This window comes from Pseudomonas sp. NY15364, assembly GCF_048068235.1.
GTDB lineage: Bacteria > Pseudomonadota > Gammaproteobacteria > Pseudomonadales > Pseudomonadaceae > Aquipseudomonas > Aquipseudomonas mendocina_D.
This window is the reverse complement of sequence record NZ_JBLUPX010000044.1, coordinates 1-21,975: the sequence shown is the minus strand read 5'-3', so window position 1 is coordinate 21,975 and position 21,975 is coordinate 1. Positions and strand designations below refer to the sequence as shown.

Annotated in this window: 17 protein-coding genes and 3 tRNA genes; 7 read left to right on the top strand and 13 right to left on the bottom strand. The window is 61.5% G+C overall.

Features of this window, described 5'->3' with window-relative positions; all coding sequences use genetic code 11:
* Window positions 1-214 precede the first annotated feature (214 nt).
* Both glyA and ACNFCJ_RS22440 read right to left on the bottom strand, forming a co-directional pair.
* On the bottom strand, window positions 215-1,468 hold the full coding sequence (glyA, locus tag ACNFCJ_RS22445) for a serine hydroxymethyltransferase (RefSeq protein ID WP_179575536.1): 1,254 nt from the start codon (window positions 1,466-1,468) through the stop codon (window positions 215-217).
* Window positions 1,469-1,614: 146 nt separating this feature from the next.
* Entirely contained in the window at window positions 1,615-5,835 is a 4,221-nt protein-coding gene (locus ACNFCJ_RS22440) for an EAL domain-containing protein (RefSeq protein ID WP_416773691.1), read from the bottom strand.
* A gap of 411 nt (window positions 5,836-6,246) precedes the next feature.
* On the opposite strand from ACNFCJ_RS22440, the gene ettA reads away from it, so the two are divergent.
* Window positions 6,247-7,914 (top strand): energy-dependent translational throttle protein EttA, encoded by a 1,668-nt coding sequence (gene ettA / locus ACNFCJ_RS22435; RefSeq protein WP_416773690.1) that lies wholly within the window; start codon window positions 6,247-6,249, stop codon window positions 7,912-7,914.
* Between the two features lie 64 nt (window positions 7,915-7,978).
* On the opposite strand, the gene ACNFCJ_RS22430 is transcribed toward ettA, so the two are convergent.
* The gene (locus ACNFCJ_RS22430) at window positions 7,979-8,311 is read right to left on the bottom strand and encodes a PilZ domain-containing protein (RefSeq protein ID WP_179545805.1); all 333 of its coding nucleotides are present in this window, start codon (window positions 8,309-8,311) and stop codon (window positions 7,979-7,981) included.
* Window positions 8,312-8,320: 9 nt separating this feature from the next.
* Window positions 8,321-10,642: a DUF1631 domain-containing protein gene (locus ACNFCJ_RS22425; RefSeq protein ID WP_416773689.1), complete on the bottom strand. Its 2,322-nt coding sequence runs from the start codon at window positions 10,640-10,642 to the stop codon at window positions 8,321-8,323.
* Between the two features lie 206 nt (window positions 10,643-10,848).
* Between ACNFCJ_RS22425 and ACNFCJ_RS22420 the strand changes: the two genes are divergently transcribed.
* The 3 genes from ACNFCJ_RS22420 to ACNFCJ_RS22410 all read left to right on the top strand — a co-directional run bounded on the left by ACNFCJ_RS22420 (window position 10,849) and on the right by ACNFCJ_RS22410 (window position 11,091).
* Window positions 10,849-10,924: transfer RNA gene (locus tag ACNFCJ_RS22420), tRNA-Asn, on the top strand.
* A 9-nt stretch (window positions 10,925-10,933) separates the two neighbouring features.
* Window positions 10,934-11,010: transfer RNA gene (locus tag ACNFCJ_RS22415), tRNA-Pro, on the top strand.
* Window positions 11,011-11,015: 5 nt separating this feature from the next.
* Window positions 11,016-11,091 (top strand) — tRNA-Lys (locus ACNFCJ_RS22410).
* Window positions 11,092-11,382: 291 nt separating this feature from the next.
* On the opposite strand, the gene ACNFCJ_RS22405 is transcribed toward ACNFCJ_RS22410, so the two are convergent.
* The 4 genes from ACNFCJ_RS22405 to ACNFCJ_RS22390 form a co-directional block, all read right to left on the bottom strand.
* Window positions 11,383-12,684 (bottom strand): NAD(P)/FAD-dependent oxidoreductase, encoded by a 1,302-nt coding sequence (locus tag ACNFCJ_RS22405; RefSeq protein ID WP_004425018.1) that lies wholly within the window; start codon window positions 12,682-12,684, stop codon window positions 11,383-11,385.
* Between the two features lie 63 nt (window positions 12,685-12,747).
* Window positions 12,748-12,921, bottom strand: a complete 174-nt coding sequence (locus ACNFCJ_RS22400; protein ID WP_090337031.1) for a DUF3094 family protein — start codon at window positions 12,919-12,921, stop codon at window positions 12,748-12,750.
* Between the two features lie 162 nt (window positions 12,922-13,083).
* A complete protein-coding gene (locus ACNFCJ_RS22395) occupies window positions 13,084-13,638 on the bottom strand; it encodes an MOSC domain-containing protein (RefSeq protein ID WP_416773688.1) in 555 nt (184 codons plus the stop codon).
* A complete protein-coding gene (locus ACNFCJ_RS22390) occupies window positions 13,635-14,264 on the bottom strand; it encodes a DUF1780 domain-containing protein (RefSeq protein WP_416773687.1) in 630 nt (209 codons plus the stop codon). Before ACNFCJ_RS22390 ends, ACNFCJ_RS22395 begins: the two co-directional genes overlap by 4 nt.
* A gap of 198 nt (window positions 14,265-14,462) precedes the next feature.
* Here ACNFCJ_RS22390 and ACNFCJ_RS22385 point away from each other — a divergent pair, with 198 nt between their 5' ends.
* Window positions 14,463-15,152 carry an energy-coupling factor ABC transporter permease gene (locus tag ACNFCJ_RS22385; RefSeq protein ID WP_004425010.1) on the top strand — a complete coding sequence of 230 codons (690 nt, stop codon included), beginning with the start codon at window positions 14,463-14,465 and terminating at the stop codon, window positions 15,150-15,152.
* Window positions 15,153-15,258: 106 nt separating this feature from the next.
* Window positions 15,259-15,474 carry a hypothetical protein gene (locus ACNFCJ_RS22380; protein WP_416773686.1) on the top strand — a complete coding sequence of 72 codons (216 nt, stop codon included), beginning with the start codon at window positions 15,259-15,261 and terminating at the stop codon, window positions 15,472-15,474.
* A gap of 104 nt (window positions 15,475-15,578) precedes the next feature.
* Here ACNFCJ_RS22380 and yacG read toward each other — a convergent pair whose 3' ends face one another.
* From yacG to pilB, 5 genes are all read right to left on the bottom strand, one after another.
* Window positions 15,579-15,773, bottom strand: a complete 195-nt coding sequence (gene yacG / locus ACNFCJ_RS22375; protein WP_247723117.1) for a DNA gyrase inhibitor YacG — start codon at window positions 15,771-15,773, stop codon at window positions 15,579-15,581.
* Window positions 15,770-16,378 carry a dephospho-CoA kinase gene (gene coaE, locus ACNFCJ_RS22370; RefSeq protein WP_004425004.1) on the bottom strand — a complete coding sequence of 203 codons (609 nt, stop codon included), beginning with the start codon at window positions 16,376-16,378 and terminating at the stop codon, window positions 15,770-15,772. The genes yacG and coaE overlap by 4 nt, the downstream gene beginning before the upstream one ends.
* Window positions 16,379-16,674: 296 nt before the next feature.
* Window positions 16,675-17,544, bottom strand: a complete 870-nt coding sequence (locus tag ACNFCJ_RS22365; protein ID WP_416773685.1) for a prepilin peptidase — start codon at window positions 17,542-17,544, stop codon at window positions 16,675-16,677.
* Window positions 17,545-17,547: 3 nt separating this feature from the next.
* On the bottom strand, window positions 17,548-18,765 hold the full coding sequence (locus ACNFCJ_RS22360; protein ID WP_108234286.1) for a type II secretion system F family protein: 1,218 nt from the start codon (window positions 18,763-18,765) through the stop codon (window positions 17,548-17,550).
* 2 nt (window positions 18,766-18,767) lie between these two features.
* Window positions 18,768-20,471 carry a type IV-A pilus assembly ATPase PilB gene (gene pilB, locus ACNFCJ_RS22355; RefSeq protein ID WP_416773684.1) on the bottom strand — a complete coding sequence of 568 codons (1,704 nt, stop codon included), beginning with the start codon at window positions 20,469-20,471 and terminating at the stop codon, window positions 18,768-18,770.
* A gap of 224 nt (window positions 20,472-20,695) precedes the next feature.
* Here pilB and ACNFCJ_RS22350 point away from each other — a divergent pair, with 224 nt between their 5' ends.
* Window positions 20,696-21,187: a pilin gene (locus ACNFCJ_RS22350; protein WP_416773683.1), complete on the top strand. Its 492-nt coding sequence runs from the start codon at window positions 20,696-20,698 to the stop codon at window positions 21,185-21,187.
* Window positions 21,188-21,975 lie beyond the last annotated feature (788 nt).

Below are 21,975 nucleotides of genomic sequence, written 5' to 3'. Positions count from 1 at the left end.
TAGGCCTCGATCACCCGTACCAGGTGATCCTCCGGCACCAGCTCCTCCAATGTGGGAGGAAACAGGCTGCTTTGCTGACGACCTTCGCCCTGGATGTAGCCCATAAACGACCATGCCCCTATCGACTGATGGAGGCATTGTCTTCAGCTTGCTCTCAGACTGCTAGGTTTTCACACAGTCTGAATTGGCGGGCTTCTTCGTTTCAGGTGCTGTCTTAGTTGCCGTAGACCGGGAACTGGGCGCACAGGGCTTTGACCTGCTCACGCACGCGGCCTTCGACTTCATCGTTGCCGATGTTGGCCAGTACTTCGCAGATCCAGCCCGCCAGTTGGCGGCACTCGTCTTCCTTGAAGCCGCGAGTGGTGACAGCAGGGGTACCGATACGCAGGCCGGAGGTGACGAACGGCGAACGCGGATCGTTCGGCACGCTGTTCTTGTTAACGGTGATGAAGGCGCGGCCGAGCGCTGCGTCGGCATCCTTACCGGTGATGTCCTGCTTGATCAGCGAGAGAAGGAACAGGTGGTTCTCGGTGCCACCGGAAACCACGTCGTAGCCATTGTCGATGAACACCTGGGCCATGGTCTGGGCGTTCTTGATCACCTGCGCCTGGTAAGCCTTGAACTCAGGCTGCAGCGCTTCTTTGAAGCATACGGCCTTGGCGGCGATGACGTGCTCCAGCGGGCCGCCCTGGCCGCCCGGGAATACCGCGGAGTTGAACTTCTTCTCCAGCTCTTCGTTCTTGCGCGCCAGGATCAGGCCGCCGCGCGGGCCGCGCAGGGTCTTGTGGGTGGTGGTGGTGACCACGTCGGCGAACGGGACCGGGTTCGGGTACAGACCGGCGGCGACCAGACCGGCGACGTGAGCCATGTCGACGAACAGGTAGGCGCCGACCTTGTCAGCGATGGCGCGGAAACGCGGGAAGTCGAGCACCTGCGAGTAGGCGCTGAAGCCGGCGATGATCATCTTCGGCTTGTGCTCGACGGCCAGGCGCTCTACTTCGTCGTAGTCGATCAGGCCTTGATCATTGATGCCGTACTGCACGGCGTTGTAGATCTTGCCGGAGAAGCTGACGCTGGCACCGTGGGTCAGGTGGCCGCCGTGGGCCAGGCTCATGCCCAGTACGGTATCGCCGGCGTTGAGCAGGGCCATGTACACAGCGCTGTTGGCCTGGCTGCCGGAGTGAGGTTGGACGTTGGCGTAGTCGGCGCCGAACAGTTCCTTGGCGCGGTCGATGGCGAGTTGCTCGACCACGTCGACGTACTCGCAGCCACCGTAGTAACGCTTGCCCGGGTAGCCTTCGGCGTACTTGTTGGTCAGCACGCTGCCCTGGGCTTCCATCACCGCCGGGCTGGTGTAGTTTTCCGAGGCGATCAGCTCGATGTGCTCTTCCTGGCGCTGAGCTTCTTGCTCCATCGCGGCAAAGAGTTCGGCGTCATAACGAGCGAGGTTCAAATCACGGCTGAACATGGCAATCCCCTGAAAACCAGTTGGGCGGAAGAAATAGGCGGCGGATTCTACCGCAAAGGTCGCATTCAGGCATATGAAGGTCGGTCATGAGCCTGACAAATGGCCTTCATGCTGAGTTGGGCGCAGGGCCTGCTGGTGTTCGCCAGTCAGCTGAGCATGAACAGCGCTGCGCCGCTGAACTGGGCGGTGAGCTGCCGAGCGGGCATCGGTCTACCCAGCAGGTAGCCCTGCACTTCGTCGCAGTCGTGTTCGCGCAGGAAGTCCAGTTGTGCCTGGCTCTCCACGCCCTCGGCGATCACCATCATGTTCAGGCTGTGCGCCATGGCGATGATCGCGCGAGCGATCTGCGCGTCCTGTTCACCATCGGGCAGGCCGTCGACGAAGCTGCGATCAATCTTCAAGACGTCGATGGGGAACTGCTTGAGGTAGTTCAGCGACGAATAGCCGGTGCCGAAGTCATCCACCGCAATGCACAGCCCCAAACGCTTGAGGTTGCCGAGCGTTTGCATGGCGCTGGCGACGTCACGCATCAGTATGCTTTCGGTGAGCTCCAGCTCCAGACAGGCCGGGGCCACGCCGGTTCTGTCCAGAATGGTGGCGATCCGTGCGCTCAGATCACCTTCGGCGAACTGACGGGCCGACAGGTTGACCGAGATTTTGGGGATACGTATCTGCTCTTCTTGCCATGCCTTGAACTGGCGGCAGGCTTCCTCCAGTACCCATTCGCCGACCTGGACCACCAGACCGAGCTCTTCCAGCACCGGAATGAACTCGGTGGGTGATACCAGGCCGCGGCTCGGGTGGTTCCAGCGCAGCAGTGCTTCGACCCCGGTCAGGCGATTGCCGTCGCCGGCAAACTGCGGCTGATAATGCAGGACGAACTGGCCCTGCTCCTGAGCGTGGCGCAGATCGCCTTCCAGTTCCAGGCGCTCCAGAGCGCTGGCGTTCATGTCGGCCTGGTAGAACTGGAAGTTGTTCTTGCCGCGCTCCTTGGCGTGATACATCGCGGTGTCGGCGTTCTTCATCAGTTGGCTCAGTTCGCTACCGTCCTGCGGGGCGAGGGCGATACCGATACTGGCGGTGACGAAGAACTCGCGGCCTTCGAGCACGAAAGGGCGGGCCAGGCTGGAGAGAATCTGCTCGGCGACATGAATGGCGCGATTCAGTGCGCCCTCGCGGGTGGCGCGCGGCTGCAGCAGCAGGGTGAATTCGTCGCCGCCCATGCGCGCCACGGTGTCGTCGCCATCGACGCAGGCCGACAGGCGCACGGCTACATCCTTGAGCATGCGGTCGCCGGCGGCGTGGCCGAGCGAATCGTTGATCGGCTTGAAACGGTCGAGGTCGAGGAACATCAGCACCACCCATTCGTCATGCCGATCCGCATGCTGCAGGGCGCTGTGCAGGCGATCCTGGAACAGGGTGCGGTTGGGCAGGTGGGTCAGGGCGTCGTAGTAGGCCAGACGATGGATGCGCTGTTCGCTGGCCTTGCGTTCGCTGATGTCGCTGAAGAAACACACGTAGCTGACCAGGTCGCCTTCCTCGTCGTGGACGGCGGTGATGCCGACCCAGGCAGGGAAGTTTTCCCCTCCCTTGCGTTTGAGCCACACTTCGCCCTCCCAACTGCCACGCTGGTTGAGTTGGCCGAGGATGTACTGCAGGTGTGCCGCCTGCTGGCGATCGGCGGTGAGCATGCCTGGAAGCTGGTCGAGCACTTGCCCGGCGGAATAACCGCTGACGCGGCTGAAGGCCTTGTTGACTTGTACGATGTAACCGGCCGGGTCGGTCACCAGAATCGCTGCTGTGGAGTGTTCGAACACCGTGGCAGCCATGCGCAGGTCTTTTTCCGCGCGACGTTGCTGGCTGACGTCGCGGCCAACGCCAAGGATGCCCTCGAAGCGACCATTCTCGTCCCACATCAATACCAGGCGCAGTTCCACCGGGATCTTGTGGCCATCGGCGCGCAGGCAGTCGAAGACGAACAGCTGGTCTGGCAGTTCATCGCGCATGCGGTTGAGTCGATCCTGCTCGCCGAGTGAGTCGCGAATCCGCTCGAGCAGCAGGTAGAGGCTGGCGAGCTGCTGCGGATTGGCCGCCAGGCCTTGCAGGCCGTTGGTCGTCACCCATTCGGCGTCGTAACCGAGCATGGCTTCGACCGACGGACTGACGTAGTTCAGGTTCAGGCTGTCGTCGGTGGAGACGATCACGTCGCTGATGCTTTCCGCCAGCAGACGGTAGCGTTGCTCGCTGTCACGCAGCGATTGGTTGCGCTCGATCTGCTCGGTAATGTCCTTGGCCAAGCCGATCAGGCGGCTGACGCGCCCGCGATCATCGCGCGCCAGCGCCTGCTCACGGATGCTGAACCAGCGCCACTGACCGTCGCGGTGACGCCAGCGCAGCACCGATTCGAGCAGCAGGCCGTTGCCGACCACTTTCTGCAGGTTGCGAATGCGCCAGTAGTATTCGCTGTCGTCCGGGTGCAGTACCTGCTCCCAGAAATCCCCGGCCATCTCCTTGAGCTCGCCGACGCTATAGCCCAGCTGCAAGCCGAGGCTGTGGTTGCTGAACAGCACCTGCTGGTTCTGCATGTCATGCACGTAGAGCAGGTCGGGGACCGAGCGAACCACCTCGGACCAGAAGCGCTCACGCTCGATCAGCGACAGCTCGATGCGCTTGCGGCTGGTGATGTCGCTGATGCTAAGGGTGACGGCCTGATAATCCTGAATCATTTCCGGCAGACGCAGTACCAGCCATACATGGCGCTGCAGGCCCTGTGCGGTGGCCAGCTGGGTTTCCAGCTCCACCAGATTGGGGCCTTCGAGCACGGCCACGGCCAGGCGATAACGCAGATCGTCGGGCTGTATCGGGCCGTTGTCGATCAGTTGCTGCCAGGCCTGCTCGGTGCTCTTCACCCCGAGCAGGTTGAGCGCCACCTGATTGGCTTCGGTGAGGTGCAGGTGCTCGATCAGCTGCTCCTGGTGTGCGCTATCGGCACGCAGCCAGCGCTGCAGGCCGGCTTCGTCACGCAGCTTGTGCTGCAGCAGCAGGCTGCGCATGCCGGAGAGATCGAGGACGCACAGGGCCACGCCGGTGCCCTCGAAGATATCCTGATAGCGCCTGCGGGTTTCCTGCAGCACGCGCATGGCCTGCTGCTCGTCGGTCACGTCACGCAGCACCCAGACGTAACCGGCATGACGCCCGACTTCGCTGATATCGCTACGGGTCACGGCGAACAGTCGCTCGCGCCCCTCGCTTTCGACTCTGATCAGCTCCGCTCCCAGATCACTGCTCAGTTGTGGGCTGTTTAGCAGCAGCGGGTCGAGATCGGGCAGCAGATCAAGCAGATGGAGTTCCCCGGCCACGTTGCTGGGAACCCCGAACAGCGCTTCGGCCTGCGGGTTCAGGTAGCGCACCTTGCCATCGGCCTGGGTCACCAGAATGCGTTCTTCGACGGCACCGAGCGCGCTGGCGGCCTGGCGCAGCGAGCGGCGTGTTTCGCTATTCAGGCGCTGCAGGCTGCGCTGCTCGCGTTGCAGGCCGTACAGGGCCAGCAGGGTAAGCAGGCTGCACAGCGCGAACAGCAGGAACTTGCCGGCCAGGGTCGGCATCAGCTCGTTGCCGGCGCGTTCTGCATCGAACAGGGCGCGCAGTTGCCAGTCGCTGCCGGGCAGGGCGATCAGTTCCAGGCTTTGTGCCTGTTCTGCCGCAGTAACCGGCGCGATGATGCCGCCAGCCTGTTGCAGGTCATCGGCACGTGCTATCACGCGGTGACTGAGCAGATCTTCGAGCAACCAGTCGTGCTCGCTCTGGTGCTGCTCGCGCAGCCAGCCACGCAACGCACTGGTGCGCATGCGCAATACTCGGTGACTGTCGTCAGGCTGACGCAGCAGCAGGTAGAGCGCGCCGCCGTCCAGTGCGCTGAAGGCGAAGTGATAGGGCGCCGCGCCGCTGCGTTGCTGCTGGTTGCGAATGAAGCTGAGGTCGCGTGATTCGCTGGCGCTGTCGGCCAGCAACTGGCCGTTGCCATCGAGCCAGGCGACACTGCGCAGCGTAGGGAAAATACCGCGTAGCGTCGCCACCAGGGCGCTGCCGTCACCATCGCGCGCTTGGCTGTTTTCCAGCATCGCCTGGCCTGCCTGCGCTTTCAGGCGCATGTTCAGGCTGACATGCTTGGCCAGCTGGCTGGCGTAACTCAGGCTCAGCTGCTTCTGACTAGCGAGCAGCTGGCGATATTCCTGCGTCAGTTGCCAGGCCAGCAATCCCAGGATCGCCAGCACCAGCACCACCAGTGCACGCCTCAGCGCTACACGGCGCTTCGGTGTTCGCGACTCGCCCGGGGACGATGAAGGCAGGGATGAGGGAGTCGACACGTTCTGTGAACCTGCAGCTGGTGCTGGGCTATCTTGAGCAGTGAAACGTGCGAGCCCGCGTGTGCTCGCGCAAGCCGCGTAGAATGCCTGCAAACGTGGCCAAGTGCCAGCCGCGCCGACGAGCGTAGGTTTGCCCTGCCTCGTACATTACGGTAGCTTTGCGCCGCGCGCGTGAGCTGTCCGCGCGGTACTTGGCGTTCGCTCCGGCAGGGGCTAAGGTCTTTGCCAACGCCCCGCTGCAGGCTCGATGAAAACTGCCTGCAGCCGTTAACGCGGCGGCCAGGCCGACAGGCGCCAGAGGTTGGCCGCCTGGTAGACTGCAGGCGTTGTCGGTGTCGTCACTCGCAACGTTTTCGCAGTGTCTGCAAGGCCCGCCATTTTCAGCCCTTATTCTCACCAGTCAGGTTCTCCATGGCTCAGTACGTCTACAGCATGCATCGGGTCAGCAAGGTCGTCCCGCCGAAGCGTGAAATTCTCAAGGACATCTCCCTGTCATTCTTCCCAGGCGCCAAGATCGGCGTGCTGGGCCTCAACGGTGCCGGTAAGTCCACGCTGCTGCGCATCATGGCCGGCGTCGACACCGAGATCGACGGCGAGGCTCGTCCGATGCCGGGGATCAAGGTCGGCTACCTGCCGCAGGAGCCGCAGCTCGACCCGAGCAAGACGGTGCGCGACATCGTCGAAGAGGCGGTAGGCGAGATCAAGCAGGCCCAGGCCCGCCTCGACGAAGTGTATGCCGCCTATGCCGAGCCGGATGCCGACTTCGACGCCCTGGCTGCCGAGCAGGCCAAGCTCGAAGCCATTCTGCAGGCCTCCGATGGCCACAATCTGGAGCGCCAGCTGGAAGTTGCCGCTGATGCGCTGCGCCTGCCGGCCTGGGACGCCAAGATCGAGCACCTGTCCGGTGGTGAGAAACGCCGCGTGGCGCTGTGTCGCCTGCTGCTGTCGGCACCTGACATGCTGCTGCTCGACGAGCCGACCAACCACCTGGACGCCGACTCGGTCGCCTGGCTGGAGCGCTTCCTGCACGATTTCCCCGGCACAGTGGTAGCGATTACTCACGACCGTTACTTCCTCGACAACGTCGCCGGCTGGATTCTCGAACTCGACCGCGGCCACGGTATCCCCTACGAGGGCAACTACTCCGGCTGGCTGGAGTCGAAGGCCAACCGTCTGGCTCAGGAAGCCAAGGCCGAGGCGTCGCACGCCAAGGCGATGAAGGCCGAACTGGAGTGGGTACGCCAGGGCGCCAAGGCACGCCAGTCCAAGTCCAAGGCACGTCTGCAGCGCTTCGAGGAAATGCAGTCGCAGGAATTCCAGAAGCGCAGCGAGACCAACGAGATCTACATCCCGGCTGGCCCGCGCCTGGGCGACAAGGTCATCGATTTCCACAACGTGTCGAAGTCCTTCGGCGACCGCGTGCTGATCGACGACCTGTCCTTCAGCATCCCCAAAGGCGCCATTGTCGGCGTGATCGGTGGTAACGGCGCCGGTAAGTCGACCCTGTTGCGCATGATCACCGGCAAGGAGCAGCCGGACTCCGGCACCATCGAGATCGGTGAAACCGTACAGATCGCCAGCGTCGAGCAGAGCCGCGAGATGCTCGACGGCAACAAGACCGTGTGGGAGCAGATTTCCGACGGCTTCGACATGATCAAGGTCGGCAACTACGAGGTGCCGTCGCGCGGTTACGTCGGCCGCTTCAACTTCAAGGGCGCCGACCAGCAGAAGTTCGTCAAGGACCTCTCCGGTGGTGAGCGTGGTCGCCTGCATATGGCGCTGACCTTGAAGCAGGGCGGCAACGTGCTGCTGCTCGACGAACCGTCCAACGACCTCGACGTGGAAACCCTGCGCGCGCTGGAAGAGGCGCTGCTGGACTTTCCGGGCGCCGCCGTGGTGATTTCCCACGATCGCTGGTTCCTCGACCGTATTGCCACGCACATCCTCTCTTACGAGGATGACGGCAAGGTCAACTTCTTCGAAGGCAACTACACCGAGTTCGAAGCCGATCGCAAGAAGCGTCTGGGCGATGCCGCCGCGCAGCCGCACCGCGTGCGTTACAAGAAGCTGGCGCAGTAGGTTCGCCAGATGAAAAAACGGAGCCTTCGGGCTCCGTTTTTCGTTGTGGTGGCGCGCGGCTGGTTCAGAGCCTGGCCAGTAGGTTCTCCAGCGCCTGGGCCTGGTCCTCGGCCAGATCGATGATGTGAAAGCCCGCCCAGCAATGCTGACCGTCGGCGCCGGGGCGGCTCCACAGGCAGTCGGCACCCAGATGTACTTCCTGTACTGCATCGCTACCTGTGGTGCACACCAGGCGGCATTCCAGTACCGCATCAGCGGTGTGGGGGGTGTCGCTGAACAGCATGAAGCCATCGGCAGACAGGTCGACTATGCGGCCTAGGCGCTGCCCGCTGTTCAGGTCGAAGACCTCCAGCTGCATTTCGGTGCCATGGCGGCTGTGTTGACGACGCTCTTCCATGGAAATTCCTCAGCGGGGTTCGGCCGTGCGCCCAGTGAAGCGCTGCAGCACACGGTAGATGGCAGTCAGCGCGCGATCGACCAGTGGCGTCGCGCGTTCGGGTGTCACGATACGGGCCAGGCCCTTTTCCATCTCACTGGCCAGCAGGGTTAGCGGCTTGATCGCCACGCGCTGGCCACTGTGGTCGACGAACATGTAGTTGTGCGTGGTCGGGCTGAACCAGGAAAGCTTGAGTACGCGGCTCTTGCCGCCCTCGACGAACTCGAACCAGGTACCGAATTCGACGTTGGCCAGCTCCTTGGCCAGGGCTTGTGCGCGCGCCGAGAGCTTGCTGCGCGAAGGTGCCTGGCGAGCCAGGTCGGCATCCTCGCCGAGCATGGCGCCCAAGGGGCTTTCTGGCAGAGTGGGTTTGAGCTGGGCGGCCAACTGCGGTTGTTTGGCTTGCACCGCATGCTGGCAGGCCACCAGGTCCTGCAGCAGGCGACGGATGCCGTCTTCGTGATAGCCGCCGAGCAATTCCAGGCCCTTGCGCAGATCGCTGAGCATCGGCACGCGCTGCTCCTGCAATTGCAGCGCCTCTGTCTCATTCAGCGGCGTGCCGCTCCAGGCCAACTGCTCGGCCACTTCGCAGGAGCGTTTCCATTCCGTGCTCTGCTCGCCATGGCGCAGCAGGACGAAAACCAGCACATCAGCCCAGGTCAGTTCGAGGAAGTTGCGGATGATTGTCGGTAGGTTGCGCTGCCCGACGCATCGCTGAACCACTTCAAGTGCCTGCTCGCGAGCTCCTAGTAAACGATCACGACCCTTGGCGGCCTCGACCGCGCGGCGTTCGCGCAGCTCGACCTTGTGGCGCAGGGTTTCGACGTATTCGTTGAACTCCTCGATCAGGCTGTCGAACAGTCCCAGATCACCGCTGAAACCGTGAATCACCCGTTCGACCACCCACTGCATCTTGGCCAGCAGGCCGCGTTCGTCGCCCTCGTTGCCATACAGCACGCCGGCTTGGGCCATGGTGTTGAGCAGGCGCCGCGCCGGGTGGTGGTGCTGGGTGAACAGCGCCTTGTCCTGCAGCGCGATTTTCAGATAGGGCGTATGCAGGTGCGACAGCGCTGTCTTGCAGGCGTCCGGCAGGTTCTCGTCATCGAGGATGAAGTCGAACAGCATGCCAACCAGGTCGATCACATCGGCTTCCTGATCGGACACCTTGCTGTCGCCCGGCAAGCTGCTGTGCGATTCCAGTTGCTGCTGCAGGTCGGCCTTGAGGCCTTCAACGGCTTGCGGTTGGTGCAGGCGTTGAGCCAGTTCGTGGGCCGACTGTTGTTGCATGCGATTGAGTGCGGCAAGCAGTTCGCTGGCGCTGTAGGTACGGCTGGCCTGGCGCGGTGAGAAGCTGACGATGCTCCGTGTGCCGCCCAGCAGCGGCGCGTCCGGGTGGCTCTGGCGGTGTTCGCCGAGCAGGCTGGACAGGCCGCTGAACAGCGCGCCCGGATCGCTCGGCGGCGGTGCGCTGAGATCCAGATCGAACAGCGCCGGCTCTACGGGCGCTGGCGTCGTACCCGGTCTGCCCGCTGTCTGTTGGGGCGCCTGGGCTTCTTTCGGCGGGGCGTCGGTGCGGCTGACGCTTTGAGTGATCTGCGCGCTGTACTTGAGGTTGGGCAGCACGCCGGCATCGATCAGGCGCTGGTTGAGTGCGCCATAGAGTGAATCGAGGCTCTGCATCACATGGCGATCGAAGAGCATGTAGAGGATGGTCTTGATCTGCAGTGGGAAGGGGCAGGGCGCCAGCGCATCGCGAAACGCCTGGGCAATGGCCTGTGGGCCGAAGGGGTTGCTGTCCTCGCCGAGCTTCTGGCCGTTGTTGAGCAGCGCCAGGCGCTGCTCCAGAGCGAATAGCGGCTGGGTGCAGCGTGCCTTGACCCGGCTGACCATATTGGTGACTTGCAGGGTTTCTTCGTAATCCTCGTTCTGCACCAGGGCCAATTGCTCGGGGGCCACTTCGGCCGGCGTCCGATCCTGCAGCTTGCCGTCGAGGAAATCGGAAAAATTGTTGGCGATGGCCTGGTGGTAGCTGCGCTCGATCTGCGGGCGCTGGCGGCGGATCTCGCGCATGTTGTCGAAGAACAACGTCTGCACCTTGTTGTTCTCGGCTTTCTCGGCGCACTCGAACAGGGTGTCATCGACTTGGCCGAAGACACCGCTCAGATGCTCCGCCAGTCGATTCATCACCAGTTTGCGGCAGGCTTGTACCAGATCGCTGAAGCGCGGCTGTATACCGCGGCTGGCGAGGCTAACCACCTTGGGATGAATGGGGGGCTTGTCCTGGTTGCTCATGGACTGTCCTGGCTGGCGTCGTCGGCTGGCGCGTCCTGCGTCGTGCCGCAGTTCGATGAAACATATAGTAGTCCATGGCTTGCCTGCAAAGCATTGTCGTAAAAGCAGTTTGCAGGGGTTGACAGGGAAATTTTGCTACGTAAAATGGCGCGCCTCTGAAGCGGTAAAGCGAAAGCCGAAGCGCAACAGAGCTGGAAGACCGAAGTTCCGCGATAGCTCAGTCGGTAGAGCAAATGACTGTTAATCATTGGGTCCCTGGTTCGAGTCCAGGTCGCGGAGCCAACTTCCTATCGGGGTATAGCGCAGTCCGGTAGCGCGCTTGCTTTGGGAGCAAGATGTCGGGAGTTCGAATCCCCCTACCCCGACCATTTTCGGGTCGTTAGCTCAGTTGGTAGAGCAGTTGGCTTTTAACCAATTGGTCGTAGGTTCGAATCCTACACGACCCACCACTACAACGAACAAGCCCGCTTAGTGCGGGCTTGTTCGTTTCTGCGCCTCACGTGCGTCTGGGCCGTCTCGCATTGTCCCGGCCCACCCTACAAGACTGGAATCGCGCTGCGTGCTTGTCTCCCCTCTCCCGCTTGCGGGAGAGGGGCCGGGGGAGAGGGGTATCGGCAGGCCTTGGGTGGCTGGTGCGAACAGCCTTTCGTAGGAGCCCCGCCTCGGGGCGAAGCTTTTCCAGCCGCGCCGCCCAGGTTCGCGGCGGGTCGCCGCTCCTACAGTTACCTATTGGGTCGCTTCTAGTGCAGCTTCAGGCGTGGCTCGGTGCTGCGTCCGATACGATCGCTGAGCATCAGCAGCAGGGTACGTGGTACGCCATACAGGGCCATCTGGTGCATGCGGTAGAGCGACACGTAGAACACTCGCGCCAGCCAGCCTTCTAGCATGACGCTGCCGGTCAGGTTGCCCATCAGGTTACCGACCGCGGAGAAGCTCGACAGCGAGATCAGTGAGCCGTAATCGCGATAGCGGTATTCCGGCAGCGGCTGGGCGCTGATCTTCAAACGTAGCGACTTGGCCAGCAGCGATGCCTGCTGATGCGCTGCCTGGGCGCGTGGCGGCACGTTGCGGCCCTCAGTGCCTGGCTGCGGACAGGCTGCGCAGTCGCCGAAGGCGAACACGTCGTCATCGAGCGTCGTTTGCAGCGTCGGACGAACCTGCAACTGGTTGATGCGGTTGCTCTCCAGACCGTCGAGATCCTTGAGAAAACCGGGGGCGCGAATGCCGGCAGCCCAGACTTTCAGGCTGGCCGGGATGAAGTTGCCGTCGGCGGTTTTCAGGCCGTCGGCAGTCACTTCGCTGACAGCCGCACCGGTCAGCACGGTGACGCCGAGCTTCTCCAGGGTCTGATGCACCGGTCGTGCGATGCGCTCGGGCAGAGCAGGCAGCACACGCGGCCCGGCCTCGATCAGGGTGATGCGCATGTCTTCGGGGCGAATGCGGTCTAGGCCATAGGCGACCAACTGCTTGGCCGCGTGGTGCAGTTCTGCTGCCAGCTCGACCCCGGTGGCGCCGGCGCCGACGATGGCGATATCGATCTTAGAACCGTATTCGTTCTCGCTGGCATGTGCACGCAGGTAGTGGCTGAGCATGCGGCGATGGAAGCGCTCGGCCTGCGCGCGGGTGTCGAGGAAAATGCAGTGCTCGGCGGCACCAGGCGTGCCGAAGTCATTGGTGGTGCTGCCAACGGCAATGACCAGGCTGTCGTAGGTGATGCGGCGTTCAGGCATCAGTACCTGGCCATCGTCATCCAGCGTCGGTGCCAGGGTGATGCTCTTGCTGGCACGGTCGAGGCCGGACATGCGCCCGAGCTGGAACTCGAAATGGTTCCACTTGGCCTGGGCCACGTAGTTCAGTTCGTCTTCCGAGGAGTTCAACGAGCCGGCGGCCACTTCGTGCAGCAGGGGCTTCCAGATGTGGGTGAGGTTGGCGTCGACCAGAATGATTCGGGCCGCGCCACTCTTGCCCAGTTTTCTACCCAGACGGGTGGCTAGCTCCAAACCGCCGGCGCCGCCGCCGACAATCACGATGCGATGGGACATGGATATTGCTCACAAGGCTTTGAAAAAGACGGTGTGAGTGCGAGAGGGCGAGCGCAAGGCAGCTCATAGCACCAGTCGACTCAGCAAGCGGCTCAGCAGGCCCAGGCCAATGGTCACGACCATGACCAGCGCCAGCAGATGCCAAACGCGAAACGGCTGACGTTCAACCTGATGCTGCGGTGCGCTCAGGTATTGGTCGACTTTCTGTTGGTCTTCGGGGCTCAGGCGACTGGTCATGGGTGGGCCTCTGCTTGAATGCAACTATCTTAGCAGGCTGTTGAAAAACTATCTGCGTTGCCACTGCTGCGTTAAAAACAGGCTCAAAATGCTCATTTACAGCTCGTAAACTCCGCTTTTTCGCCTTTTTTTGCCTTGCATTGGCTGCCTCGCCTACGTTTTTCAACGGCCTGCTAGGCGTGCCCGCCAGCCTTGGCGAGCATCGTTGTCCTGCGGGTCAGATATCGTTTCGAGGGGTTCCACGCTTACCGTGTCCTCCAGGCGGATGATGCCGCCCTCGATCACGCGAGCGGTAATGCCGCCATGGCCACGCATGGCCTGGAAGGTGCCGCGACCGAGGCGTTCCTCCAGGCGGGCGCAGGGTTGGCACCAACCGGTGGTTTCCAGTAGTGCCTGGCCAATGCGAAAGCGACGGCCCTTGAGGCTGAACAGATTGATGCCGGCGACCGCGATATTGCGGCGCAGCTCGCTGGGCGGCATGGGTGCATCGCGGCCGAGCAAGGCGGCAATGACGGCCAGGTGTTCCCACTGGATCAGCGTGACCTGCCGCGCATTGCGTGGCCCGGGACGGCTGTGATCGCCGGTCAGGCCGGCTTCACGCCGCGCTTCCACGGCCTCGACTTCGAGCATCGCCTCGCGCGCCTTGGGGCGAACCCCTATCCAGCGCACCTGGCCGACTTGCGGCACGTCGGCGAGCAATTCCTGCAAGGGGCTCACAGGCCGATACCGATGTCGAACAGCAGACTGCGGCCGAGGTTTTGCCGCAGAAAATCCGGCGCGTCCGGGTGAGCGAACAGTACTCGGGCGAAGCGCGGGCCAACCAGCGACAGCGAGCGCCAGCCCTGGCGCAGGTATTCGGTAGGGGGCGGGAAGTGGCTGTTGCAGTCGAGCACGGCGCGCTTGAGGCTGACGAAGGCGACCAGGTCGAGTTCGCCCAGGTCGATGCCACGCTCGCGATAGTTATGCGCCTTCTTGCGCAAGGTCGGCGCCAGACGCGCCTGCATCTCGCTGGCTGCAATGCGTTTGGGGCGTGCTTCGCGCCGGACCAGTTGGCTGAGGGAAAAGGCGCTGCGGCGCCGCTCCAGTTCGGCGCGCCACTCGTCATTGAGGCGCCGGCCTTCATCGAGCACGAAAAACACTTCGAAATTGGCATCGCGAAACAGCACGTCCGGCGGCTCCTGGCCGCTGGGCGTGAAGTCATCGCTGTGATGGCGCACGTTCAGCGCTTGCAGCAGGCGTTGACAGACCCAACGCTCACGCTCCCATTTCTTGGCGTTGGAGAGGAAGGCATTGGCTTGTTCGGCCTGGTGCGTAAGTAAGCGCAGATAATCGGAATCGTCCATGTCTGAAGCTTAGCCGCAGCGCTTACCCGCATGCCAGTGCCTGCAGCCTCGGTCGTTCCGGTGAGCGCGGAAATCCAGCAAGGTTTCGTTGCCTGTTGTCGATCAATGGCAGGGCAGCTGCTCTGCCGGCAAAATCAAATTCGAGTACCGGTGTAGACTGCCGGGCATGGCGATGAATGAAGGAGAGGGTGTGCGCGCATGATCGCTTCCAACCTGCTGGCGTTCTCCACCTTGTTGGTCGGCTGGCTGGTCTACGGGCTGGCGCTGCTCTGGGCGGTGGCGCGGGCGCCCTGGGTCGAGCTGTTCAGTGATCTGCGCCGCCAGCATCTGCTGTTCGGCACCATGCTCGCGCTGTTCCTGCTTTGGCTGGTGCGCCGCGATTTCGACTCCGGGCTTTCCTATCACTTCATCGGTATGACCGCCGTAACCCTGTTGCTTGATTGGCCACTTGCCGTGCTGGCGGGACTGGCGGCGCAGCTTGGCCTGCTGGCTATCGGTCGTATGGACCTGGCCTCGCTCGGTATCAACGGCGTGCTGCTGGTGCTGATTCCGGTGCTGGTCACCGAGCTGTGCGCAATCCGTGTAGAACGCGCGCAGCCGCGCAACCTGTTCGTCTACATCTTCTTCTGCGGGTTCTTCCCGGCGGCATTGGCGACCCTGATGACCTTGCTCGGCGGTCTCGCCCTGTTGTGGATGGATGGGCTGTTCCCCATGCCGCCCTGGCTGGACGACTTTGCCGGCTACCTGTGGCTGGTGGCGTTCCCCGAAGCCTTTATCAACGGCACCATCGTCACCGCGTTGGTGGTGTTCTACCCGGACTGGTTGGAAACCTTCAACCGCAGCCGTTACCTGCAGGCGCCCTGGAAGGAGAGTGATCGCGGCGAGTGAATGACGCCGTATTGGCCGATTGAATGGCGGCGAGCGGATTGATCCCCGTCAATATCTGAAACGGGCCTGCCGCCATGCTGTGAGAAACGCCTCCGAGGGACTCGATATGAGTGTTCACAGCTGGGCAAGAAACGCTGTTCAGGACGATTTGCATGACGCCGAAACGCAGGGCTACGAGACAGTCGTGGCATTGCGTGCGCTGCTGTCGGAGCTCGTCCAGCGGAGCAAGGCGCTACGTGATCCCCAGGAGCTGGCGCACGAACTGCAGTTTCTCGCCGACAACCTCGACGATGACCGCGACTACGCCTTCATGCGCCCCTGAGCCCCGTAGGGTGCGCCGTGCGCACCGCCCGCGCGCAGGATGCTGATGGCTTCCGTAGCTTATCCAGGCGCTACCGTAGGAGCGGCTTTAGCCGCGATTGCTCGTCAATGCGGCCGTGTCGGCAGGTCGCCGCTGAACAGCTCGTCTTCCATGTCATTGCCGGGAATCGCATGCTCTTCAGCGGCCCAGGCGCCCAGATCGATCAGCTTGCAGCGCTCGCAGCAGAAGGGGCGGTAGGTGTTTTCGGCTTTCCACTCGACGGGCGCGCTACAGGTTGGGCATTGAACGGTAATGGTCATGGCTGGCCTCCGCGCAGGGTCAGGTAAAAGTTGTGCAGGCGCTCGACCTCCGCGTCCAGCCAGGCCATATCACGATCATTGACCAGCACGTCGTGAGCATGGCGCAGGCGCTCTTCGCGGCTGGCCTGGGCCTGCATGATGGCGCGAACCTGTTCTTCCGAACTCTGATCGCGCGCGATGGTGCGTTGCACCTGCAACTCGGCAGGCGTGTCGACGACCAATATGCGTTGGGTCATCTGCCGCTGGCCGGACTCGACCAGTAGTGGCGACACCAGAATGGCATAGGGCGATTCTGCGCGCGCCAGCACCTGAACGATCTCCTGACCGATCAGCGGGTGCAGCAAGCTTTCCAGCCAGCGGCGTTGCTCCGGGGCGGCAAATATCAGCTTGCGCAGCGCAGCGCGATCCAGCTCGCCATTGGCTTGCAGTACGCCCGCGCCAAAGTGCTCAACAATCTTTGCCAGCGCCGGACGCCCCGGCTCCACCACCCAGCGCGCCGCATGATCGGCGTCCACCACGTGCACACCGCGCTCGATAAAGCCTTGCGCCACTGCGCTCTTGCCGCTGCCAATGCCGCCAGTCAGGCCGAGTATCCAGGGTTTCATAACGCCAATGCGGTCTCGTTACTGCTCAAGGCCGCGATTGTAGGGGGGATTGCTGGATGATGCGAACCGCGTGTACCGCGATCCGTCATCCCCGCGAAGGCGGGGACCCAGCTTTTGGAGTCAGGATAACTCCTGGACTCCCGCCTTCGCGGGAGTGACGAGTGTCGCTGGGTTAGCTCAAACCCTGTAGGAGCCGCGCCCCGCGGCGAATGGTTCTGAGGTTCAGCGCTAAATCCAGAAACTTCGCCCCGAGGCGGGGCTCCTACAACTTGGGCGACTATGGGTGGCTGTTTGACTCAAAACCCAGCGAACTTCAGATAACTGCCGGTAATCACATCGCCCCAGAGCAATGCGATCCACCCGGCAATCGCCAGATAAGGGCCGAAGGGAATCGGCGTGCCGGAATCGCTGCCACGCATGCGCAGCATAATGACCCCCAGCACCGCCCCGACCAGCGACGACAGCAGAATGGTCAGCGGCAGAACCTGCCAGCCACCCCAGGCGCCGAGCATCGCCAGTAGCTTGAAGTCACCGTAACCCATGCCTTCCTTGCCGGTGATCAGCTTGAACAGCCAATACACCGACCACAGGCTCAGGTAACCGGCAATCGCCCCCCACAGGGCATCTTCCAGGCTGGTGAAAAGCCCGAAGTAATTGACGATCAAGCCCAGCCACAGTAATGGCAGCACCAGCACATCCGGCAGAATCTGGTGATCGGCATCGATCAGGCTCATCGCCAGCAGCCCCCAGGCCAGCACCAGCATCGCCCCGGCCTGCCAGGTAAAGCCGAAGTGCCAGGCGACGTAGCCTGAAAGCAGGCCGCAGGCCAGTTCGACGATGGGGTAACGTTTGCTGATCGGGGTTTTGCAGTTCGAACACTTGCCGCGCAGGAACAAATAGCTGATGACCGGGATGTTCTCCCAGGGCTTTATCTCATGACCGCAGTTGGGGCAGCAGGAATTGGGCAGGATCAGGTTAAAGGTCTGAGCGGTTGGTGCCGGCGGCAACTCCAGCACCTCGCGCGCCTGGCCTTGCCAGTCGCGTTGCAGCATCACGGGTAGGCGATAGATCACTACATTGAGGAAGCTGCCGATCAGCAGGCCCAGCAACAAAGCACACAAAACAAAGGCCAGCACATGGCTGGCCAGGAAGTCGAGTACAGGCATCGATCAGACCACTGCGCCCAACTGGAAGATAGGCAGGTACATGGCGATGATAAGGCCACCGACCAGCACGCCCAGTACGGACATGATGATCGGCTCCATCAGGCTGGTTAGGCCGTCGACCATATTGTCCACTTCTGCTTCATAGAAGCTGGCCACCTTGTCGAGCATCTCATCCAGCGAGCCAGACTCTTCGCCGATAGCGGTCATTTGCACGGCCATGGAGGGGAAGGTGCCGGTGGTGCGCATTGAGAAGTTAAGCTGCATGCCGGTAGATACATCTGCTTTGATCTTGTTGGTCGCATTCTTGAACACCACATTACCGGTGGCGCCGGAGACCGAATCCAGCGCATCGACCAGTGGCACGCCAGCGGCAAAAGTCGTTGATAGTGTGCGTGCGAAGCGGGCTACCGCAGATTTGTAAAGAATGTCGCCGACGATTGGCAGTTTCAGTACGCCACGGTCAACCGAGTCGCGCAGTTTCTGCGAGCGCTTCATCGCTTCTTTGAATGCAAAGGCAGCGGCGATGATTGCAATCAGAAAAATGAACCACCACTCCTGAAGAAATTGCGATATGCCTATTACCATCAGCGTAAAGGCAGGTAGTTCAGCGCCGAAGTTGGCGAAAACTTCCTCGAATTGCGGTACAACTTTAATGAGCAAAATGGCTGAGACGATGATGGCGACCACCACAACAGCGATTGGATAGTTCATCGCCTTCTTGATCTTGGCCTTCAGGGCTTCGGTCTTTTCTTTGTAGGTGGCAATTCGGTCCAGCAGGTTTTCCAGGGCACCGGCCTGTTCGCCAGACTCCACCAGGTTGCAATACAGCTCATCGAAGTATTGCGGCTTCTTGCGTAGTGAGGCTGCAAAGCTATTGCCTGCGGCCACCTCTTGCTTAACTTCATCCACCAACTTTCGCATATTGGGGTTGTCGAAGCCCTCGGAGATGATGTCGAAGGACTGCAATAGCGGCACGCCAGCCTTCATCATGGTCGCCATCTGCCGGGTAAACAGGGCGATATCCATGGGTTTGATCTTCTTGCCTGCGCTGAAGAGCGACACCCCCTTTTTGCGTACTTTGGTCGGATTGATCCCCTGTTTGCGCAGTTGCGCCTTGACCAAGGACGGGTTCTGCCCGCTGAGCTCCCCCTTGACGACGGCACCGCTTTTGTTCTTGCCTTCCCAGGTGAACACACTGGTTTTTAGAGCTTTTTCCGCCATGGTTAATCCTTGGTTACGCGGTTGACTTCCTCAAGGCTGGTGACCCCTTGCATGGCCTTGAGCAAAGCGGAGGTGCGTAGGTCATTAAAGCCGTCTTTACGCATCTGCGCGGCAATATCGATGGAGTTGCCTTCCTCCATGATAATCCGCTGCAGGTTGGGCGTGTTTTTAACCACTTCATAAATACCGACACGCCCTTTGTAACCGCCCTTGCAGTTTTCACAGCCCACCGGGCCATAAATCTTGAAGCTGCCGATCTTGTCCTCGGGGAAGCCTTCGGCCAGTAGCGTCTCGCGCGGTACGTCCACTTCCTTCTTGCAGCTATTGCACAGCTTGCGTGCCAGGCGCTGGGCGATGATCAGGTTGACCGAGGTGGCGATGTTGAAGGAGGGTACGCCCATATTGCGCAAGCGGGTCAGGGTTTCCGCAGCGCTATTGGTGTGCAGCGTCGACATCACCATATGCCCGGTCTGCGCGGCCTTGACGGCAATGGAGGCGGTGTCCAGGTCTCGAATCTCACCGACCATGATGATATCCGGGTCCTGACGCAGGAAGGCGCGCAGCGCCTGGGTGAAGTCCATACCCTGTTTGGGGTTGACGTTGACCTGGTTGATGCCCTCCAGGTTGATCTCCACCGGGTCTTCGGCGGTGGAGATGTTCACATCAGGCGTATTGAGGATGTTCAGGCCGGTGTACAGCGATACGGTTTTGCCCGAGCCGGTGGGGCCGGTGACCAGAATCATGCCCTGGGGCTGCTTGAGGGCAGCCATATACAGTTCTTTCTGTTCCTCCTCGTACCCCAGTGCATCGATACCCATCTGTGCGCTGGTGGGGTCAAGAATTCGCATCACGATCTTTTCGCCCCACAGCGTGGGTAGGGTGTTGACGCGAAAATCGATGGCCTTGGTCTTGGAGATTTTCATCTTGATCCGACCGTCCTGCGGCTTGCGCCGTTCGGAGATATCCAGCGCGGCCATCACCTTGAGGCGAGCGGAAATCCGTGGCGCCAGCTGGATGGGCGGGCGAGCCGCCTCATGCAGAATGCCATCGGTACGAAAACGCACGCGATAGTTCTTTTCGTAAGGTTCGAAGTGCAGGTCCGATGAGCCGCCCTTGATGGCGTCCAGCAGCATCTTGTTGACGAAGCGCACCACGGGCGCATCGTCAGCATCGGCATTGCCATCGTTTATCTGCTTATCATCGTCTACCGCCTTTACATCCAGGCCATCGAGATCGACATCGGCCAGATCTTCCATGCTGCTATTGGCTGAGTCGAAGAACTTGTCGATGGCATCGCCGAGCTTGTCGTCCTCGACCAGTATGGCTTCTGTGGTCAGACCGGTGCTGAACTGCACATCGGTAACGGCCTGGTGGTTGGACGGGTCGGAAAGGCCGACGAACAGTTTGTTGCCGCGCCGCCATAGCGGCAGTACGCGATGCTGGCGTACCAGTTTTTCGCTGATCAGGTCGCGCGGCTGGCTTTCCTTGTCGAGGGTGTTGAGGTCGAGAAAGGAAACGCCGAACTGCTCCGAAGCCAGTTCGGCCAGGGCGCGGCTCTTTACCAGCTTGTTCTGCACCAGGTAGGTCACCAGCGACAGCTTGTTGCGCTGGGCCTGCAGTTGCGCCTGTTGAGCGGCTTTTTCGTCCAGCAGCTCGGCCAGCACCATCTGCTTGGCCAGGCCGGAGAGAGATACGCTTTCGTTCATCGGGGGCTCCACACACAATGCTTGCCTTATAGCCTAGATGCTGGCGCCTGCCAAACCGCGTTTTACCAGGTGACGAAAAAGGTCAGTTAGTGTCCGTCGGCGGTGTTGCGGTATGCGTCGGCCTGGTCGAATAGCCCTGTTTGGCATGCTTACTAAAGTTGGCACGCCGGCTGCATTGTCGTGCTCAGGTCGCTGGACCTGTCCATTTCTAGGAGAGTTAGAGAATGAAAGCTCAAATGCAAAAGGGTTTTACCCTGATTGAATTGATGATCGTTGTGGCGATCATCGGTATTCTGGCGGCAGTTGCGCTGCCGGCTTATAAGGATTACACCGTTAAGGCGCGCATGTCTGAAGTGGTTCTGGCCGCATCGCAATGCCGCACGACCATCAGCGAGACGATTCAGACTATGAATCCGGCCTCCACGCTCACCGGCACCAACGCTTTTGGTTGCGACGCGACGAACCCGACCCGAATGGTCGCGTCCATCACCACGAATGCGAACACTGGGGCAATCGTTGTGGTGCCGCACGCCACCAATTTAGGGGTTCCTATGGCGAGTACCGATACCATCACTCTGACGCCTGCTCGAGATGCCTCTGGTGCTGCTTATGCACTGGGTACCGCCTCTACTGGCGGCCAAGGTACCCAAGTGTTCCAGTGGACATGTGCCTCTGCCGGTGCAGCAGCTCGCTACGCCCCTGGTTCGTGCCGCTGATTATCGGAAGCCGAGCAACGCGGTAAGGCGGATCAATTCGTAACGCGGTAAGGCGGATCAATTCGTAGGATGGATTAGCGAAGCGTAATCCGTCGTTCACCGCGAACCTGCTGTATCCGCCGTTGCAAACTAAACGCCTCGCCTTCATGCGGGGCGTTCTGCTGTTTGGGGGCGGTTGCGGATTCCACACCATCCGGCCACCCAGTCCACGCTCATCTGGCCAGGCATTCCACGGCCATCTGGCCACCTGTTCCACGTTCATTCGGACAGGCAGTCGGAACGCGGTAAGGCGGATCAATTCGTAGGATGGATTAGCGAAGCGTAATCCGTCGTTCACCGCGAACCTGCTGTATCCGCCGTTGCAAACTAAACGCCTCGCCTTCATGCGGGGCGTTCTGCTGTTTGGGGGCGGTTGCGGATTCCACACCATCCGGCCACCCAGTCCACGCTCATCTGGCCAGGCATTCCACGGCCATCTGGCCACCTGTTCCACGTTCATTCGGACAGGCAGTCGGAGCGCAGCGACGCAGGGGTGGCATTGTTAGTCCGAGGTGCCCGGCGTCGTCAATTTCTGCGTCCGTTTGCGCATTGATTCACCCTTCAACCCGGTAAGGCGGATCAACTCCGTAACCCGGTAAGGCGGATCAACTCCGTAGGATGGATTAGCGAAGCGTAACCCGTCGTTCACCGCGAATCACGATATCCATTGCAACACTGAACGCCCTACCTTGCGCGGGGTGTTTTGCTCTCTGGAGTTTGTGGTGTGCGGCTCTCGTTCGGCGCATTAC

Excerpts from the sequence above, each read along its gene's own strand:
- glyA (WP_179575536.1), bottom strand. The coding sequence starts at position 1,468 with ATGTTCAGCCGTGATTTGAACCTCGCTCGTTATGACGCCGAACTCTTT.
- ettA (WP_416773690.1), top strand. The coding sequence starts at position 6,247 with ATGGCTCAGTACGTCTACAGCATGCATCGGGTCAGCAAGGTCGTCCCG.
- ACNFCJ_RS22430 (WP_179545805.1), bottom strand. The coding sequence starts at position 8,311 with ATGGAAGAGCGTCGTCAACACAGCCGCCATGGCACCGAAATGCAGCTG.
- ACNFCJ_RS22425 (WP_416773689.1), bottom strand. The coding sequence starts at position 10,642 with ATGAGCAACCAGGACAAGCCCCCCATTCATCCCAAGGTGGTTAGCCTC.
- ACNFCJ_RS22405 (WP_004425018.1), bottom strand. The coding sequence starts at position 12,684 with ATGTCCCATCGCATCGTGATTGTCGGCGGCGGCGCCGGCGGTTTGGAG.
- ACNFCJ_RS22400 (WP_090337031.1), bottom strand. The coding sequence starts at position 12,921 with ATGACCAGTCGCCTGAGCCCCGAAGACCAACAGAAAGTCGACCAATAC.
- ACNFCJ_RS22390 (WP_416773687.1), bottom strand. The coding sequence starts at position 14,264 with ATGGACGATTCCGATTATCTGCGCTTACTTACGCACCAGGCCGAACAA.
- ACNFCJ_RS22385 (WP_004425010.1), top strand. The coding sequence starts at position 14,463 with ATGATCGCTTCCAACCTGCTGGCGTTCTCCACCTTGTTGGTCGGCTGG.
- ACNFCJ_RS22380 (WP_416773686.1), top strand. The coding sequence starts at position 15,259 with ATGAGTGTTCACAGCTGGGCAAGAAACGCTGTTCAGGACGATTTGCAT.
- yacG (WP_247723117.1), bottom strand. The coding sequence starts at position 15,773 with ATGACCATTACCGTTCAATGCCCAACCTGTAGCGCGCCCGTCGAGTGG.
- coaE (WP_004425004.1), bottom strand. The coding sequence starts at position 16,378 with ATGAAACCCTGGATACTCGGCCTGACTGGCGGCATTGGCAGCGGCAAG.
- ACNFCJ_RS22365 (WP_416773685.1), bottom strand. The coding sequence starts at position 17,544 with ATGCCTGTACTCGACTTCCTGGCCAGCCATGTGCTGGCCTTTGTTTTG.
- ACNFCJ_RS22360 (WP_108234286.1), bottom strand. The coding sequence starts at position 18,765 with ATGGCGGAAAAAGCTCTAAAAACCAGTGTGTTCACCTGGGAAGGCAAG.
- pilB (WP_416773684.1), bottom strand. The coding sequence starts at position 20,471 with ATGAACGAAAGCGTATCTCTCTCCGGCCTGGCCAAGCAGATGGTGCTG.
- ACNFCJ_RS22350 (WP_416773683.1), top strand. The coding sequence starts at position 20,696 with ATGAAAGCTCAAATGCAAAAGGGTTTTACCCTGATTGAATTGATGATC.